The 18192-nt window shown below is 40.9% G+C and carries 18 protein-coding genes and 1 tRNA gene; 1 reads left to right on the forward strand and 18 read right to left on the reverse strand.

Going from position 1 to position 18192, the window contains the following annotated elements; translation table 11 throughout:
* Positions 1-399: 399 nt before the first annotated feature.
* From lysS to spoIIE, 14 genes are all read right to left on the reverse strand, one after another.
* On the reverse strand, positions 400-1884 hold the full coding sequence (gene lysS, locus ABRT01_RS03695; RefSeq protein WP_367746351.1) for a lysine--tRNA ligase: 1485 nt from the start codon (positions 1882-1884) through the stop codon (positions 400-402).
* A 176-nt stretch (positions 1885-2060) separates the two neighbouring features.
* A complete protein-coding gene (locus ABRT01_RS03700; RefSeq protein WP_367746352.1) occupies positions 2061-2207 on the reverse strand; it encodes a hypothetical protein in 147 nt (48 codons plus the stop codon).
* A 55-nt stretch (positions 2208-2262) separates the two neighbouring features.
* Positions 2263-2772 carry a 2-amino-4-hydroxy-6-hydroxymethyldihydropteridine diphosphokinase gene (gene folK, locus ABRT01_RS03705; RefSeq protein WP_367746353.1) on the reverse strand — a complete coding sequence of 170 codons (510 nt, stop codon included), beginning with the start codon at positions 2770-2772 and terminating at the stop codon, positions 2263-2265.
* Positions 2769-3134, reverse strand: a complete 366-nt coding sequence (gene folB / locus ABRT01_RS03710; protein WP_269410850.1) for a dihydroneopterin aldolase — start codon at positions 3132-3134, stop codon at positions 2769-2771. Before folB ends, folK begins: the two co-directional genes overlap by 4 nt.
* A complete protein-coding gene (gene folP, locus ABRT01_RS03715; protein ID WP_367746354.1) occupies positions 3127-3957 on the reverse strand; it encodes a dihydropteroate synthase in 831 nt (276 codons plus the stop codon). The genes folB and folP overlap by 8 nt, the downstream gene beginning before the upstream one ends.
* A 130-nt stretch (positions 3958-4087) precedes the next feature.
* Positions 4088-5014: a cysteine synthase A gene (cysK, locus tag ABRT01_RS03720; protein WP_367746355.1), complete on the reverse strand. Its 927-nt coding sequence runs from the start codon at positions 5012-5014 to the stop codon at positions 4088-4090.
* Positions 5015-5126: 112 nt separating this feature from the next.
* Entirely contained in the window at positions 5127-5993 is an 867-nt protein-coding gene (hslO, locus tag ABRT01_RS03725; protein ID WP_269410847.1) for an Hsp33 family molecular chaperone HslO, read from the reverse strand.
* 13 nt (positions 5994-6006) lie between these two features.
* Positions 6007-6774 carry a type III pantothenate kinase gene (locus tag ABRT01_RS03730; protein ID WP_269410846.1) on the reverse strand — a complete coding sequence of 256 codons (768 nt, stop codon included), beginning with the start codon at positions 6772-6774 and terminating at the stop codon, positions 6007-6009.
* Positions 6775-6933: 159 nt separating this feature from the next.
* Positions 6934-8952: an ATP-dependent zinc metalloprotease FtsH gene (gene ftsH, locus ABRT01_RS03735; RefSeq protein ID WP_367746356.1), complete on the reverse strand. Its 2019-nt coding sequence runs from the start codon at positions 8950-8952 to the stop codon at positions 6934-6936.
* Between the two features lie 152 nt (positions 8953-9104).
* Positions 9105-9650: a hypoxanthine phosphoribosyltransferase gene (gene hpt, locus ABRT01_RS03740; protein WP_269410844.1), complete on the reverse strand. Its 546-nt coding sequence runs from the start codon at positions 9648-9650 to the stop codon at positions 9105-9107.
* 36 nt (positions 9651-9686) lie between these two features.
* Positions 9687-11078, reverse strand: coding sequence for a tRNA lysidine(34) synthetase TilS (gene tilS, locus ABRT01_RS03745; RefSeq protein WP_367746357.1), 1392 nt, complete (start codon positions 11076-11078; stop codon positions 9687-9689).
* 151 nt (positions 11079-11229) lie between these two features.
* Positions 11230-12177, reverse strand: coding sequence for a protein kinase domain-containing protein (locus tag ABRT01_RS03750; protein WP_367746358.1), 948 nt, complete (start codon positions 12175-12177; stop codon positions 11230-11232).
* Entirely contained in the window at positions 12137-12880 is a 744-nt protein-coding gene (locus ABRT01_RS03755) for a VWA domain-containing protein (protein ID WP_269410841.1), read from the reverse strand. Before ABRT01_RS03755 ends, ABRT01_RS03750 begins: the two co-directional genes overlap by 41 nt.
* A 149-nt stretch (positions 12881-13029) precedes the next feature.
* Positions 13030-15480 carry a stage II sporulation protein E gene (gene spoIIE, locus ABRT01_RS03760; RefSeq protein WP_367746359.1) on the reverse strand — a complete coding sequence of 817 codons (2451 nt, stop codon included), beginning with the start codon at positions 15478-15480 and terminating at the stop codon, positions 13030-13032.
* Between the two features lie 605 nt (positions 15481-16085).
* Between spoIIE and ABRT01_RS03765 the strand changes: the two genes are divergently transcribed.
* Positions 16086-16159, forward strand: a tRNA-Met gene (locus tag ABRT01_RS03765).
* 106 nt (positions 16160-16265) lie between these two features.
* On the opposite strand, the gene ABRT01_RS03770 is transcribed toward ABRT01_RS03765, so the two are convergent.
* From ABRT01_RS03770 to yabP, 4 genes are all read right to left on the reverse strand, one after another.
* Positions 16266-16649, reverse strand: coding sequence for a S1 domain-containing RNA-binding protein (locus ABRT01_RS03770; RefSeq protein ID WP_269410839.1), 384 nt, complete (start codon positions 16647-16649; stop codon positions 16266-16268).
* 212 nt (positions 16650-16861) lie between these two features.
* Positions 16862-17242, reverse strand: a complete 381-nt coding sequence (locus ABRT01_RS03775) for an FtsB family cell division protein (protein WP_367746360.1) — start codon at positions 17240-17242, stop codon at positions 16862-16864.
* A 7-nt stretch (positions 17243-17249) separates the two neighbouring features.
* On the reverse strand, positions 17250-17849 hold the full coding sequence (yabQ, locus tag ABRT01_RS03780; RefSeq protein ID WP_367746361.1) for a spore cortex biosynthesis protein YabQ: 600 nt from the start codon (positions 17847-17849) through the stop codon (positions 17250-17252).
* Positions 17846-18145: a sporulation protein YabP gene (gene yabP / locus ABRT01_RS03785; RefSeq protein WP_269410836.1), complete on the reverse strand. Its 300-nt coding sequence runs from the start codon at positions 18143-18145 to the stop codon at positions 17846-17848. Before yabP ends, yabQ begins: the two co-directional genes overlap by 4 nt.
* Positions 18146-18192 lie beyond the last annotated feature (47 nt).

Genomic DNA, 18192 nt, shown 5'->3' on the forward strand with positions numbered 1-18192 from the left:
TTCTAACCTCAACCTCTGACATCTGTTACATACTGGTTGTTTTGTTCAGTTTTCAAAGAGCAAATTTCTGATCGCCTTCGTTTTTGGCGACTTGATTAGTATAGCAACTTTAGTGATTGTTGTCAATAACTTTTTAAATTATTTTTTGTCGCTTTTTTGTTTCGCTGAACTAGCAGCGCAACGTTTACTAATTTACCACGAATATTCCCCAAGCGCAATAGTAAAATTAATGTTCCTATTTTCAAATTATATTATCACCCATCTGATAGCTGTAATACATTGCTCAAACGGTATGGCAATCATTATCCACCCAAACCAAAAACCACAGTTACCACCGGGGTATAAGAAAAAGCCAGATGTTGAAAGAATTCTCAATCACCTGGCTTCTTTATCATTCCATTATTTATTCCGCATCTGCGGGAACAATAAAACATCCCGTATTGATGGCGAATTGGTTAACAGCATGATGAGTCTATCAACGCCTATACCTAATCCTCCTGTCGGCGGCATCCCGTACTCTAATGCCTCGAGAAAGTCCTCGTCCATTAGATGTGCTTCATCATTTCCCTGTTCCCGTTCCTTTAGTTGTGCTTCAAAACGTTCACGCTGATCAATCGGATCATTCAACTCACTAAATGCGTTTGCGTGTTCACGACCGACAATGAATAGTTCGAATCGATCGGTAAAGCGACTATCCTCTTTATTTTTTTTCGCAAGTGGGGAGATTTCCACTGGATGCCCATAGATAAACGTAGGCTGAATCAGCTTTTCTTCCACTTTTTGTTCAAAAAATTCGTTTACAACATGGCCAAATGTCATTGTTTCTTTTATTTCAACGCCATGTTCGTGCGCCAGTGCCCTTGCCTGCTCATCACTCATATGATCCCAAAAGTCTACTCCAGTATATTCTTTTACCGCATCAGCCATATGCAACCTTGTCCATTCCGGCTTAAGAGATACCTCATGCTCACCATACGTAATTGTTGTGCTGCCCAATACTTCATCTGCAATATGCGCAATTAAATTCTCGGTTAGCGTCATAACATCGTGAAAATCAGCATATGCTTCATACAATTCCATCATGGTAAATTCGGGATTATGCCGTGTGGATACACCTTCATTACGGAATACACGCCCAATTTCATAGACTTTCTCCATGCCGCCGACAATTAGACGTTTTAAGTGTAATTCAATGGCTATGCGCATATACAAGGGGATATCCAAGGCATTGTGGTGTGTTTTAAATGGGCGTGCAGCGGCTCCTCCGGGAATAGCATGCATCATTGGTGTCTCTACTTCTAAAAAGCCCTGTTCATCCAAATAACGCCGCATTGATCTTATTATTTTACTTCTGAGGATGAACGTCTCCTTGCTTTCAGGATTTGTAATTAAATCGAGATAACGTTGACGATACCGTTGTTCTACATCTTTTAATCCATGATATTTTTCCGGCAAGGTACGCAGTGATTTCGTCAATAAAACAAATTCGGTTGCTTTGACAGACAGCTCACCGACTTTGGTTCGGAACATGACACCTGTTACACCGACAATATCCCCCAAATCGATGGATTGAAAAATTTCATAGGCATCCTCACCAATTGTATCTTTACGAACATAAATCTGAATCTGTCCAGATAAATCCTGCAAGTGGGCAAATCCCGCTTTTCCTTTGCCACGTTTGGTCATAATCCGGCCTGCAATGGTAACCTTGTCCGGTTTTTCTTCCAATTCTTCTTTGGTAAATTGCTCATATTTATCGAACAAATCTTGTGCCATATCTGTTCGATTATATTTATTTCCAAACGGGTCAAGTCCATGTTCGCGGTACGTATCCAACTTTTCCTTCCTTACCTGCATATGCATATTTCCTTCTTCTGACACCATCATCAACTCCAATATTTTAATTACCGTTCAAGAGGATTTCCAGTCTTTTGAACATCCTTTATTAAATAAAAAACTGCCAGTGACTTGCTGGCAGATACGCTCCATCAATAGTATAGAAAAATCAGCTGATAGAGTCAATCATGCAGGGTCAAGCAACCAGCAGAGCATTTTCATCGTTATCTTTGACTGATACTCCCCTTACCGCTTTCCATTTCCACTGTAACCAATCTTACCCCAAACTCATTGGCAGTCAAATGAAACGCATAGTTGGAAATATTGGCCATCGAAGCTAGCACGACCAGTTCGGAACGATATATCACCAATTTAATACATCTTGATCCTTATGTGATTCCTGATATCAATTATAAAGCTCATTTATCAATCCGAAATATCTGTTGGGGTCCACTTTACAACACCTTGCCTGTCCGCGGCCGGTAAGTCTTTGACCATTTCAGAGACAGTGCGATTAAAACCCGTTATTTTTAAATCGGGAGCTATTTCCGCTAATGGAACCAGCACAAAGGCCCGTTCATGCATCCTTGGATGGGGTATCGTCAGTCGTTTCGTTTCTATTTGTTCCTGACGATAAAGCAAAATATCCAGATCCACTGTGCGTGGTCCGAATCGTATTTCCCTTTTCCTTCCCAGTTGCTGCTCAATTGCTTGGCAAGCAACAAGTAATTGGGAAGCGGAAAGGGATGTATCTATCTCAATAACCATATTTAAAAAATCCGCTTGCTCTGTATATCCAACAGGCTTTGTCTCATAAACAGATGATTGCTTGTTAAGAGTAATTGTTTCCTGTTCCCCCAGTAATAAAATGGCATCCATCAAATAGTTATATCGTGGTTCAATATTTGACCCTAATGCAATATATACGCGTGTCATTTTGTTTTCTCCCGGTGAATTTCCACGGCTACGGATTGGTAATGACCAGGTATTGGCGGATCCGGTTTGATTACTTTCACTGTACAAGCGTTTAATAACTCCAGGGATTGTAATAACTCATTGGCTACTTGCTCAGCAACGGCCTCAACTAGATTCTTAGGTTCGCCTTCCAAAATGTCTTTAATGATACCATATACATGTCCATAATCAATTGAATCTTCCATCTGGTCACTCGTCCCCGGTTTCTTTAAATCGAGAAATAACTCGACATCCACAAGGAATCGTTGACCCAGTTTCGTCTCTTCCGGGAATAAACCATGGTAGCCGTAAAATTCCATTTGCTTGATAATAATTTTATCCATTTGCTGTCACTCCTTCACTTAACATGGCATCCATCATCCTGGCCAGCTCCACATTTATTTTTACATGATGAACTCTGACGATGTGTACCCCTTTTACAATACCAAGACATGTTGTTGCACCTGTACCATTATCCCGTTCAGCCGCGGGGAGATCGAGAATTTTCCCGATAAAACCTTTTCTTGATGTCCCTAGTAAAATAGGATACCCTAAATCGGAAAACTCCTCCAGATGATTCATGACAACCAAATTATCGGCGGCTGTTTTAGCAAAACCAATACCAGGATCAAGAATAATGTTCTTTTCAGGCACTCCTCTTTGAATAGCCATATCAATGCTTTCTTGTAGATCACGCTTCATATCATCAATTAAAGACGTATAATTCATGTCGGTCCGGTTATGCATCAGGATAATCGGAACATTGTATATGGCGGCAACGTTCAGGATTTCGGGGTCCTTTTTCCCACCCCATATATCATTAATGATTTCAGCACCGGCTTCCACTGCTTGTCTAGCTGTTTCCGCCTTATATGTATCGATGGAGAGCGGGATATTAATTTCTTGTTTCACAGCCGTAATGGCTGGTAAAATCCGCTTTAATTCCTCTTTTGCAGAAACTTGCTGATGACCTGGTCTGGTGGACTCACCACCGATATCAATCATATCCGCACCCTGTTGTTCCATCAATATCGCCTGTTTAACTGCATTTTCAAGAGATACATAGTTGCCACCGTCTGAAAATGAATCTGGGGTCACATTTAAAATCCCCATGATATGAGTCCGTGCCGTTAAATCAAATGTTTTTGTACTTGTCTTTAACATCATATTCCTGATCCTCCTTTTGACGCTTTTCTCCTAGCCTGGTGACTAAAACAGGCATTGCTTTTATCGTACTACAAAAAAAGGATCAGTATCAGATAAATTGGTACTGACCCAAGCTATGTGCGTTTTTGTATTATTCTTCATCAAATTGATAAAGCGGTGTTGATAAATAACGCTCCCCATTATCTGGAAGGACCGCCAGCACTTTTTTTCCTTCACCTAACTTTTTGGCAACCTTTTTTGCAGCAGCAATAGCAGCACCGGAAGATATGCCCCCCAGAATTCCATCCAATCTTGCTGCCTCGCGAGCTGCTTGAAATGCTTCATCAGTGGAAATGCGAATGACATCCTCGTAAACATCTGTATCAAGAACCTCAGGGACAAAACCGGCACCCAGCCCCTGAATTTTATGCGGTCCGGGATTTCCACCCGATAATACGGCTGAGTCCTCCGGTTCAACTGCATAAATTTTTACGTTGTCAAAGTGATTTTTCAATACTTTCCCTGCACCTGTGATCGTACCACCTGTTCCGATTCCAGATACAAATGCGTCTACACCATCTTTCATTTGTTCAACAATTTCTTCACCGGTTGTACGTGCATGTACCTCAGGGTTCGCCTGATTACTAAATTGCTGCGGCATAAAATAGCCATTTTCTTCTTTCAGTTCTTCCGCTTTCTGAATGGCCCCCTTCATGCCATCGGCTCCAGGGGTTAATACCAATTTTGCTCCATACGCACGTAATAAATTCCGACGCTCCTTACTCATCGTATCCGGCATAACAATCACTGTTTTATATCCCTTTGCGGCACCAACCATAGCTAAACCAATTCCTGTGTTCCCGCTGGTAGGTTCAATAATTGTATCGCCTTCTTTTAATACTCCTGCTTTCTCTGCAGCCTCAATCATGGCAACCGCTATCCGATCTTTAACGGAGCTTGCCGGATTCATAAATTCCAATTTTAAATAAATGTCTGCACCATCTTTTTCGGCTGCACGATTCAATTTCACTATTGGTGTTTTACCAACTAGCCCAGCAATGTTATTAGCAACTCTCATTTGATGATTACCTCCCCAATCCCTAGTAAAATAATAGGATTTAATTATAATGTACGTTTTAAACTGTAATTTGTCAACAGAAAAAGCAAAATAATACCCGTAAATAGAGCCCTTATTGTAATGCCCTGAGTTCAGCCTCTGAAAAATGATAAGTTTCATTACAAAAGTGGCAAATTGCCTCTGCACCATGATCTTCGTTAATCATGTCCTCGATTTCCTCATCCCCAAGACCTTTAATTGCATTGGCAAAACGTTCACGGGAACATTTGCAATGGAACGCAACAGGCATTTGCTCATGAATGGTTACCTGTTCATCCGGAAACAATCGCTGTAAAATTTGCTCTGGATTATTTCCTTCCCTAACTAATGCGGAGATTGCCGGAAATGATTGAATTTGTTCCTCCAGTCTGGTGATTACCTCTTCATCAGCGCCAGGCATCACCTGAACGATAAACCCGCCAGCGGCCAAAATCGATTGATCCGGATTGACCAATACACCTGCACCGACAGCAGAAGGAATTTGTTCCGAGTTTGCATAATAATATGTGAAATCCTCACCAATTTCCCCGGAAACGATTGGTACCTGCCCAGTGAAATAATCTTTTAAGCCTAAATCTTTCACCACACTCAGATTTCCTTGGGTACCAACTGCCCGGGCAACATCCAGCTTCCCCCGGTCATTCAGGTCAAAGTCGACATGCGGATTGGTTACATAACCGCGAACCTCCCCTTTGGCATTGGCATCCGCAACCATCGCACCTATTGGACCATTTCCCTCTACTTTTACCGTTAACGAGTCATCACCTTTTAGCATCGCACCCATCATGGCGGTAATCGTAACCGTACGTCCGATCGCAGCGGATGTTGTAGCCCATGTATCCTGACGCTGTCTGACCTCTTCTACCAAATTGGTTGAGATAATTGCATATGCCCGTACCATTCCCTGGAATGTTGTTGCTTTTACCAAGTAATCATTCATATGTACAACCTCCTTATCTGTTTTTTTGGTTAATTATATGGAGTCCCTTTAATGTTAGATGCTGATCCACAATATCAATTGCCGGTGATGCATCGGAAATAAGCGGGGCAAGACCTCCAGTTGCAATTACTTTAGGATCCATTTTCGTTTGATGTTTCATACGCGCTACAATACCGTCTACCTGGCCAACATATCCGTAAAACATGCCGGATTGCATGGCCTCCACTGTAGAGTTGCCAATCACATGCTCTGGTGCTTCTATTTCAATCTTGGGTAATTTCGATGCCCTTGTGTATAGCGCCTCCATGGAAATTTGAATTCCGGGGGCGATTAGTCCACCTTGATATTTTTCCTCTTCATCGACATAACAATACGTGGTTGCCGTACCAAAATCAATAATTATTAGTGGTGAGCCATATTCAGCAATGGCACCAACCGCGTTGACAATCCGGTCAGCACCAATTTCTTTTGGATTTGGATATCCCATTTTTAAATAGGAATGAACGGTATCCCTGCCGATGATAAGTGGCTGTATATTAAAATAAATGGCACACATCCGTTCCAATGCACGCATCATCGGCGGAACCACAGAAGAAATAATCACTCCATGAATATCGGAAAATGCGACACCCTTATGATCAAATAATGATTTGATTAATACACCAAACTCATCTTCCGTTTTATGTTTGTCCGTCTTTATTCGCCATTCATGTTTTAACTTGTCATTGTCGAATACACCAAGAACCGTATTCGTATTCCCTACATCAAGTACAAAAAGCATCGGCGCCTCAACCCTTCTTATCTGGTTTCTTCTTTTTTAAGTTACTTTGTTTTCATTTCTTAGTTATCAATACCCGTATACTTTCTTACACTATACCTTATTTTTGCAAAAACACCATAAAATAACCTCCCATTTACATGCGGAGGTTATTTTTGAAATCTATTCTTTTTTGTCATCGGATGAGTCATTTTTATCCGGGTTTTGCTTATCCTGATCGCGGTTCAGCTTTTCTTCTGCTTTTTGTTTTGCCTCATCATAGCTTTCCGGACTTTCTTCGTCATCTTTATATTGAATGTTTACACGCAGATCATCCGAATCAGATGGTTTCCGCATTGCCTCTTCCGGTTCTGCCGGTTCAGGAAGGACGCCATCTTCAAACAGACCTTTTATTTGCTTGGCATCTAATGTTTCCACTTCAAGCAATGTTTGGGCCATAAGTTCCAGCTTATCTTTATGCTCGGTAAGAATTTTCTTCGCACGGTCATAACAGTAATTGATAAAGCTTTGCATTTCCTTATCAATCTCATAAGCAATGGTATCACTGTAATTCTGCTCGTTTTGAATATCACGGCCGAGGAAGACATTTCCACCGCCGCCACTGCTGAATTGCAGCGGACCAATTTTGTCACTCATTCCGTACTCGGTAATCATTTTGCGGGCAATACTTGTCGCACGTTCAAAGTCATTGGATGCGCCTGTGCTTACTTCACCAAAATTAATTTCCTCTGATACCCGGCCACCCAACAGACCTGTAATTTTATCAAATAGCTCCGGTTTGGTCATAAAGTAACGATCTTCTCTTGGAAGCATGACAGCATAACCCCCAGCTTGCCCGCGGGGGACAATGGTGACTTTATGAACCATATCGGCATCATCAAGGACCATACCGATAATCGTATGTCCACTTTCATGATATGCCACGATTTTTCGTTCTTTTTCAGAGATCACCCGGCTTTTCTTAGCAGGACCGGCAATTACACGATCGGTCGCTTCATCAATGTCAAACATGTCGATTTTATTCTTATCCCGACGTGCAGCGACCAATGCAGCTTCGTTTAGCAGGTTTTCCAAATCAGCCCCCGAGAAACCAGGGGTCCGCATTGCGATAACCTTCAGATCGACTGATTCATCAAGCGGTTTGTTTTTAGCATGTACTTTTAATACTTCCTGACGACCTTTTACATCTGGCCGGCCTACCGGAATTTGACGGTCAAATCGGCCCGGACGAAGCAATGCCGGGTCAAGGATATCCGGACGGTTGGTTGCAGCGATAATAATGATTCCTTCATTTGCTCCAAACCCATCCATTTCAACAAGCAATTGGTTTAAGGTTTGTTCCCGTTCATCATGGCCACCGCCAAGTCCGGCTCCACGTTGACGACCAACAGCATCAATCTCATCGATGAATATAATACATGGCGAATTCTTCTTCGCATTTTCAAATAAGTCGCGTACTCGTGATGCACCGACACCGACAAACATCTCCACAAAATCTGATCCACTTATGGAGAAAAACGGTGTACCTGCTTCACCAGCAACAGCGCGCGCTAATAAAGTTTTACCTGTTCCCGGTGGTCCTACCAACAGGACACCTTTTGGAATACGCGCACCAATAGTTGCAAATTTACGCGGATCCTTCAGAAATTCAACAACTTCTACAAGTTCCTGTTTCTCTTCATCAGCTCCTGCTACATCCTTAAAACGAACTTTCTTTTTATCTTCACTATACATTTTCGCTTTACTCTTACCAAAATTCATCACGCGACCGCCGCCGCCTTGCGATTGACTAAGAATAAAGAAGAAAAATAGTCCTATAATCAAAAATGGAATCATCGTCGTCAAAAAGGTAACCCACCCGCTTGGCTGTTCCTCTTCCTTGACTTTGAGTACGCTTTGTTCCTGCGCTTTTGCGGTTATATCAGCAACAATGTCAGTATTATCCGGGACTTGGGCAACGAATTGTTTGTCATCCTTTTGTAACGTCCCTGTTAAGCGAATAATCCCATTTGCAGGCTGCATCGTCATTTCGGCGACTTCACCATTATTTAACGATTGCATAAACTCTTCAACATTTAATTGTTCTGCTTGATCATTTTGTCCTTTAAATACTCCTATTACGCCAATAATGACAAGAAATATAAGGAAATAAAAGATCACATTCCGAAATAGTCGGTTCATTGCCTACCTCCTCCCAAGCGGGAAAAACTATATTACATAGTACCATATGAAAAAGTTCAAATACAACTAATTCCTCTTCAATAGCGTTAAATTTCTTACTGGTTTTTTATAGGTTAACACGATATGCTATCGGGAATTTGCTCTAAGGCCTTTTATTTTTCTCCGCCGTAAATTTTTGGCTTTAATACACCAATGTATGGCAAATTACGATATTTTTCCTGGTAATCCAGACCGTACCCAACAACAAATTCGTTGGGCACCTTAAAACCAATCATATCTGCTTTAATATTTGCCGTCCGTCCTGATGGCTTATCAAGCAATGTTACAATCTTAATGGACTTTGCTTTACGGTATTTAAACAAATCTACCAAATAGCTTAACGTTAACCCACTGTCAATAATATCTTCAATAATCAACAGGTCACGGCCCTCTACCTTTGTATCCAAATCCTTGACAATTTTCACTTCACCGGATGAACGCATTTCCCCGCCATAGCTTGATACATCCATGAAGTCCATTTCCAGATAGGTTTCGGTATACCGCAGTACGTCTGACATAAATGGTAATGCACCCTTTAACACCCCTACCGCTAACGGAAATTTGCCTTCATATTCTTCCGTCAGTTGCTTGCCGATCACAGCACATTTTTTGGCAATCTCCTCTTGTGAAACCAATATTTTTTCAATATCCTGATGCATTTTCAATCCTCCTGCAATGTCCCCTTCAAGTCGTTTTTAACAGTCTTTTGCGCTATTCTTATAACTCAGTTTAATCAATGAGGAACTGTTTGTCTGCTTTTTTGGCTGCCCTTTTTTCAAACCGATAAGCCAAAGGATCTCCCCATTATTATCGGTAACAATCGGCCATTTATCCCGTTCTTTTGGCGGAATTTTTGCATCGATAAAGATATCTTTCACCTTTTTACTGCCGTTTAAGCCCTTCCAGCTCATCCGGTCTCCAGCCCATCGTGTTCTAATATGTAGAGGCAATGCGATTTGATCTATTCCACAAACATATGTATCCTCCGTCCAGGTTGGCATATCCGTCCATTCAGCACTTATGATTGATCCGTCCGGCAAACGAATTTCTCCTGGAATATGAAGGGTTTCATGAATTGATTGTGATTCATGAACATGGAAACGAAAATACACTTTTTGGTAGGACTTTTCCACTTTAAGGTGTAATGGAAAGTCTACGCCAGTATTCGCTTTTTTACTTAATAATAACGCAAAAAACTGTTCCTCATGAGTATAGGACAAATCTTTAGGTAATTCATCATATAGATAGTTTAATATTAGATGATAGAACCTCCGTTGTAAAGCATTGGGAAAGGATTGAAAATGATCAATTTGAAAAACCGCTGATCTGTAAGTTTGATCCAATGTAACGACATCATCAAATAGCCGTTTTGCCTCTTCATGCAAAAACTGCTCATCTTGTTGCAAGGCATTACTTAAATGCTGTACTGTAGTATGTATATTATTATTTTTCACTTTTATTAACGGAACAATTTTTTTCCGGAAATAATTTCTGGTGAATTTGGTTTCATCATTTGTAGAATCCCGTCTTGGAACAATACGATGTTTTTTGCAATAGGTTTCAATTTCATCCTTCGTTACTCCCAGGAAAGGACGGATAATAAACCCACATGCAAATGGCCGGGTGACCGGAATTCCTGCCAAAGCTTTTACATTTGCCGAGCGCACAAGGGCCATTAGCATCGTTTCAACCTGATCATCCCCATGATGTCCAAGCGCCAGGTAATCAGCATGATATTTCTGCATTTGCTCAGCGAAAACCCGGTAACGTAATTCCCGTGCGGCAACCTCTACACCAATTTTTTTATTTTCCGCATAGGCGGGAACATCTACAGAGGTACCAAAAAATTCAATATCCCATTCTGCACATTTCTGCTGAACATATAAAAGATCTGCTTGGGATTGTTCACCACGCAGCTGATGATCAACTGAACATGCGATGATCTGCAATTGATATGATGTTCTTATCGATTCAAAAAAGTGCAGTAATGCCATTGAATCAGGGCCGCCGGATACTCCGATGATCACTGTCTTTTGCTTGGCCAGTAGTTGATGTTTGTTCATAAACGCTGTTACCGCTTCACGCATATATCAACAACCCCATTTTGAGGATGTTCAAAAAGTCCGGTAAAAATGACGTGCCTCTAAAAAAGATCTTCTGCCAAAATCGCCCACGTCCTGTTCTTTTTGAACACGCAATTATACTGATACGATCGTTACCATTATAGCATCCTGTTTCTTATGGAAGCAAAAGAGAGGATACGTAATAGAAAATTGATAAAACAGAAATCCCGGCAAGTTCGATTGCTATTGGTGTTTTCACTGTTGCATGATTTCTCATCATACGCCGTACAGGGGGCTTGTCAGGTTGTACCTGATAGAGTATTTTTGCGATATCTTCTTTCATTTGTGCACTCGTTTGGTAGTTTCCCTCTATTGCCTTTTGCAGACAGGACCGATACATCTTTAACGGTCGAATTCGATCAACTTTGTGAAGCAACTGTTTTTTTGGATGGGTATCTTTGCTAAATCGCTTTGGATAAAATATTTCTAAAAACACCATTACAAACGCAAACAAATCATAGCTTGGTTCTGCCTGACGCGATCCCATTCCCCAGTATCCTCGATCATAAAACTCGGTATATTCCTTAATTGCCCTTCCTTGTTTTGTTGTCCCCCCAACATCCACCCAACGAATTTTTACCGGCGAGGATAAAACCAGGAGATTATCTGTCTTTAAATCACCAAATATCCACCCTTGCATATGCAGCCTTTCCAAATCATCTAACAACTGCAGCATCAATACACCAATCCATTCACTGCCGTTACGCTTGATGAACGTGGAAATTTCTTCACCATGCAAATATTCCATGATATAAAATACATATGTTGTCCCTTGTGGTGATATCCAATCATCCACATCGAACAAAGAAGGTCCAAGTCGATATCCTTGGACCTTTGCCAGCGATTGTAATACATTGACTTCCATCGTCATCGATGCGCTGTTATCACTAATTTTTAACGCACGTTCTTTGCCATTATGTTCACAGAGATAGACAGATCCAATTGCACCACTTCCCAGTTTTCGTTTAATGACATAATGTTGGTGGTGCCACTTGCCTTGTATCGTCATACCTGCATATAAATCAATACCCTGTTTCTTCTTCTGCGACTGATTCATCTTCATGTTTAAAGCCCCTTAACAAGCTTTTTTTACCGAATTGATACATCGCCTCGCGAATGGCTGGTCCTGTCGGTGTAATCCCTCCACTTGTCAGTTTGGGAAATGCGGTTGAGACAGCATCAAGTTTAGGTGACCAGTCAAAAACCTTTTGAATATTTTTTCGCCGGCCTGGAAAACTATAAATACAAAACCGATTACGGCCAATTCGTGCATTTAAGCTGATAGACAGATCAATTAATGCCTCTTTTACTGTTGGCAGTTTGTCACCCATACTTGCGCTTGTGTCGACAAGCACAAGCACTTCTAAATCACATGTCTCACCCATATCTTCTACAACTTCCATGATCTCTCCGCGCTTTTGTGGTTCCAAATCATCCATCGATTGTTCCGGACCAAGGATTTGCTTTAATTCCTGATTAACAAACCCCTGCAATGTTTGCGTCATCGCCTGTTTCGTAACCGTTTGTACCGTTTGTACCAATGATTGTTTATACACCAATTGGCTGACACCATTTCCAGACAAAGCAATGTCTTCAATCTCTTGCAGTCCCTCCGGATCTTCAGTCTGATCATCGTCCAATATGCCGATAACATTCACTGTGATTCCTTGCTGGCCAGCAATTGCCGCCACAGCAGCCGGATCTTCTCCGCGGTTAGAGCATCCATCGGTCAGCAACAAAATTTGCTTTAGTGTACCCTTTTTCATTCGTTTACCTCCCAACTATTCCAGTACCATCATCACCAGAATACGAGAGGAATATACATCTACATCGAAAGACAGGTTCCTATTAAACCATGTTAAAAAGAGGGGAAATTCGATAGTGCAATTTTCATCGGGTCGTTGCATACGCTCTATTATTGTGCTTCCTTACTATAAGCAGGGATGTTTGCCCATTTTGGTGTATTCGTTTTGATTTTCGCTACCATGACGGTCATATCATCCTCAATCATCCCTGATCTGGTACGAACAACCTCCTCTAATAATAAATCAGCAATTTCTTGTGGGTCCTCCGTGTTTATTTCACGGATTTTTCGTTTCAACCAAAGATCTGTATTCTCTACATGCTTAGGGCCGTCGAAAATGCCATCACTCATCATAATCAGGATATCCCCTGCCTGCAGCTGTTCACTGACAATGTCCACATCGAACTCACGAATGATGCCCATTGGTAAATTACTTGCTTCAATTTTTATCATTTCATTGTCCCGTTTAATAAAGCTGGGTGTTGACCCGATTTTTAAAAAGCGGACGAACGCATTATGCAAATTGATCACGGCCAGATCCAATGTTGCATACATCTCGTCCGTCGACCGTAATGACATGATAGAATTAATTGATTTAATGGCGACTTTCTCCGGGATACCGGTCTGTAATATTTGCTGAAGCAACCGTAGTGTTTCATCGCTTTCTTCATGGGCTCGTTTTCCGTTTCCCATCCCATCACTAATAGCCATAGCATACTTCCCAGCCCCGAGTTCAATCGTTGTAAAACTATCACCGGAAATTAATCCACCACCTTTCGCAGCATTGGCTACCCCAGTTTCCACCACAAATTCCCTTGCTGAGCCAAAGGTTAGGTAGCAATAGCCATAAGGGATTGGTGAAATTTCTTCCTGTTTGACAACAATCATCTCATTCAATATATCTGAAAGCACTGGTGCAATTAATTTGCTGCCTTCTCCGTGATAATCGTAAAAGGAGACAGTCATTTCAATATCAACATTCCCTTTTTCCAGACAAAAAATATCCAGCTTGTCCAAATTAATGCCCATATGCTTTAATGCATGAACAATTTGCACCTCTTGTTTTTCATGTTGCTGTCTTTCTTTTACTATTTCCTTGGCAAAGTTCTCCATGACTTCAGAGACACCTTGCAGTTGATCTGCCACAAATCGCTTACTCTCCATTACCTGTTCCCTTAACTGTTGATTTGCTTCAAAGAACGTCATTTCATCCCGCATTGTATTCATTACCCGTTTTGACTTAACACAATGATTGGCAAAATCCCGATGCAATTTAATATTCGGCTCCTTGCCTTTATCAAGTTCATCTTTAATTTCACCCATCAATGAATACGTTTTATCAAATTCCTGCTGCCAGCATTTGTTTTTCATAAAGCAACTTTGACAGGTCTTTTCAGTTACCTGACTGAGGAAAAAATCGGTCTCCCGTTTTTTGTGAGTTTCCTCGTCAGGTATACCCTCTGTACTCGAGAAACTTTTTGACAGGGCGGCAAACACATTGGAGAATTGCTCCACCCGTTTTGCAGTTACATTTCGCACCTTTTGCAAATATTGTTCTTGCTCATTCGTGTATTCTTCTGTTCCGGGTATGTAACGTGACAATCGCTTAAACCAGCTTGCCGGGGTAAGAAAGAAGAAAGCAATCGCTATGGATGACTCTGTAATCGAAGGGATCAATGAGGAAGCGTCTCCATAAATACCAACCAGAAACGTTCCTACCAATAATCCAACACTGACACCGATCTTCTTTCCTTCCTTCAGTAATCCGCCTAGCAACCCGGAAAATGCGAGCAGACCCATTTGATAGAGGTTAGCCACATTTGCCAGGGATAGTATGAGGCCCGCAACAACACCAACTGTTGATCCGACTGCTGCCCCGCCCACATAAGCAAGCAGCAGGACAAAATAGCGTGAAAATATCTGCTCAAATGATGCATCATATATATGCCAGCCAATCATCCCTGTCAAGATGGAAGCAATTAAAATGATCATGCAGACAATCTCTTCATTTTTCAAGGTCGGTTTATACCTTTTTGGTGATAATAATGGGATACTCTGCATAAAAATTAATACTAATACCGTACCAAGCACACCCTCAACAAATAACAGCATCCATTCATACGATGTAAGCTGCCCCGCCAGAGAATAAAGAAACAATCGCGGTGCAATCGTAGATAGAAACACAAATAGCGGAATGATCATCTGCTGGTTATTTGCTTTTTTAAACACGCCAGCTAAGAGGACAAATAAAACCATTGATAATGTAACAAATATCCCCTGTGTGCCGGAATAGGTTAATGCTCCTGCAATGATGGCCAACATTACCTTGAGAGCATTTTTCTTGTGTGCAAACCAGATGGTCGCCAAAAACGCGACAGCAAATGGTGATACAGCCGATAAAATAACAGCTCGTCCAAGTAAAAAGCCAACAAGCACAAATAGCCATCCTTTTTCCAATAAGATGGTTTTACTTATAGATGGTAACTTTTTCTTCAGTTTGTGCCCGCTTTTTGCACCTTTTCCAATTGCTTTCGCTTCTACTCCAGTAATTGAATCCATCATACAATACCACTCCTTCTTTCAAGGATGTTCAAAAAGTCCGGTAAAAATGACACTTCGAATTTCTTTGTTGGCTTGTTTCTCCGCTGCTCATGTATCAAATTGCTCAGGGGATCTTCTGCTAAAACCGCCCATTCGGGCAACGCAGAAGTCAGCACATTCGTGCAAGCCCGTTCTCGAAACTACGCCGCCTCGAACTTCTCGGTCCTTTTTATCCTACTTTTGAACATGCACTTTCAGTTATTAAATCATAGGATAGATTCTTTTTTTGTCAAAACAACGGGGTGTATTCCCAAAATCGTTCGACTAAGTTTCAGCCAAATAAACAATTTTTCTACAAGTGTACAAGCAAGTTTATCGTACCAGCTGCTTTTGATTTACCTGATCGTGCCATCATTTAACCCAAAGCAGCGACAAATGATCGCGGCTAACCTTAAGATGTTTTGTCGTTCAATCCCCGTAAACTAGTGTTTATTACTATCGGGATTGCTCGAATATTGCATGAAACTTTCTAATATAACAAGGTGTTTTTTATTTATTCTGTATACGATCTATGCTATTGACACCTTAGTCTGGCTATTGTAATATGTCATTTGTGACTTATTTACGGCGGTGTAGCTCAGCTGGCGAGAGCGTACGGTTCATACCCGTAAGGTCGGGGGTTCGATCCCCTCCGCCGCCATTAACTTAAATAAAACCCCGCATAAAAAAACAGGTATCAACTTTTCAACAGTTGATACCTGTTTTTTGTTTTATTGGACAAGAGCATCCTAAATAGACAGCAGTTGCTATCCTCTTTTAGCACCTCGACCTCCACGTTTGGATTCCGTGTGCTTCTTTAAAGAGGCTAAACGGTCTTCGGAATCTTTGAGAAAGCGATTCATTTTGGATTCAAATGATTCAGTCCGCTCACGGGTGTTCCTTTGGCGTTGTGGCCGATCTTTTGCTTTCTTGATTGACAGACCAATTTTGCCATCTTTTTCGACATTGATGACTTTTACCTTAACCTCATCACCGACACTAAGATGGTCATGAATGTCTTTCACATAGTTATCGGCAACCTCACTAATATGAACAAGACCTGTTTTACCCTCCGCGAGTTCAACAAAGGCCCCAAAATTAGTAATACCGGTTACCTTTCCCTGCAGCTTGCTGCCTACTTCGATTGACATAAAAAAAATGCTCCTCCTTAAAAGTATAAAATATATAACTAATTAGTGCGGGTTCAAAAAGGAGATAAAAAGAACAGGATCGGCTAAGTTCTCAGGCGTCCTGTTGCAACGCCGACACTAGCACGTCTGAGTGCGTCGAAATTCCATGGTTCATTTTTACCGTACTTTTTGAACTTCCTCTATTATATTATAGCGACATACATGAAAGCGTGTCAATATGACGGATCTTCATCAGGAATTTTAAAAATGGTTTCCCCTTTGTCTGAGAAAAAATAGTTCGTTCGTGCTATATCCAGAACATAATCCTCATCTTTTAACAGTTTTATTTCCTCATTCAACGTTTTTTCTTCCTTTTGCAGTGTTGACAGTTTATCCTGCATCTCGGCATATTGTTCTTTTTTCTCCGCATGTATTGCCCGTTGTTTAACATGGTATGCAGTCATACTGCCAAAAGCGATGAAAACAACGATCGCAAAAAGCATCAGACGACGGATAAGACGCTTCTTTTTGTTTTTTTGGCGTTCCATATATGCATCATATTGTTGCATATACTCGGAATCCAAACGTGTTACTGTTTGTTTATTTGCCGACAAAGCCTTGCTACCTCCTTTTAAACTTGATATAATCCAAGCCCTTTTTACATATATTCTCCATTGTACTATAAAATCCTGCTGTTTTGTGTAAAAAGTTTCGGATATTTTTGGGCAGCATCCGATAAAGAAGTATCAATATCCATTTTATTGGGAAGAAAATGACTTTGACGACAAAAAGGAAAACCTTTACAAGGAGCTGAACGATAAATAATATCAGTGTTATTAACAATTGAATGATATATTTTATTGGCGCTATCACCAATGTCTTAATCAACTTTTCAATAAAATGGTAACACGTCAGGATAATCCGAATAAATAATTCCAGCAGACGTTTATATAGCGGTGCAAACAAAGCCTTGTAAGCAGCAAACCCCATAAATAGGGCGAGGAATACGTAAACACGTAATTCACCCGCATTAACAAGAAATAATACATAAAATAACAGCAGTACTTGTGACAGCCAAAAGGCAATCTCCATGAAATATAACATAAACCAATTGGATTTCCAATATGGCTTGAATCGCAGGAAGGTTTCCAGTGCCGCTCCCAAGTAGATACCACTAATAATCATGACGATCATTGTCAGGAACTGGACGTCTAATGTCATCGAAATAGCTTGCTAAAGATTCCTTTAGCTTTCTCCTGATGTTGTTCGTCTACATAGGAAAGCTCATATATTTTGCCTTTGATAGAAACTAGTCCTTCACCAACATCAAGGTTTTTCAATTGCAAGTTTTGTCCACGAATAATCAGGTAGCCCATTACCGTTTCCAATAAAAACTCTTCATTATCAAAACTATCTACCTCTTTAACACCGGAGATTTCCAGGTTTTTTCGGTTGTTAATTTTTATAAAATGATCTTGCTGTACGCTTTGTGTGGAATTTTTCTCATAATAATTCATATGCCTTGTCCCTCCTTATCGTTATTAGCTTATGAAAGGATGGACAA

It is taken from the genome of Lentibacillus sp. L22 (genome assembly GCF_040812445.1).
Taxonomy (GTDB): domain Bacteria; phylum Bacillota; class Bacilli; order Bacillales; family Amphibacillaceae; genus Lentibacillus_C; species Lentibacillus_C daqui.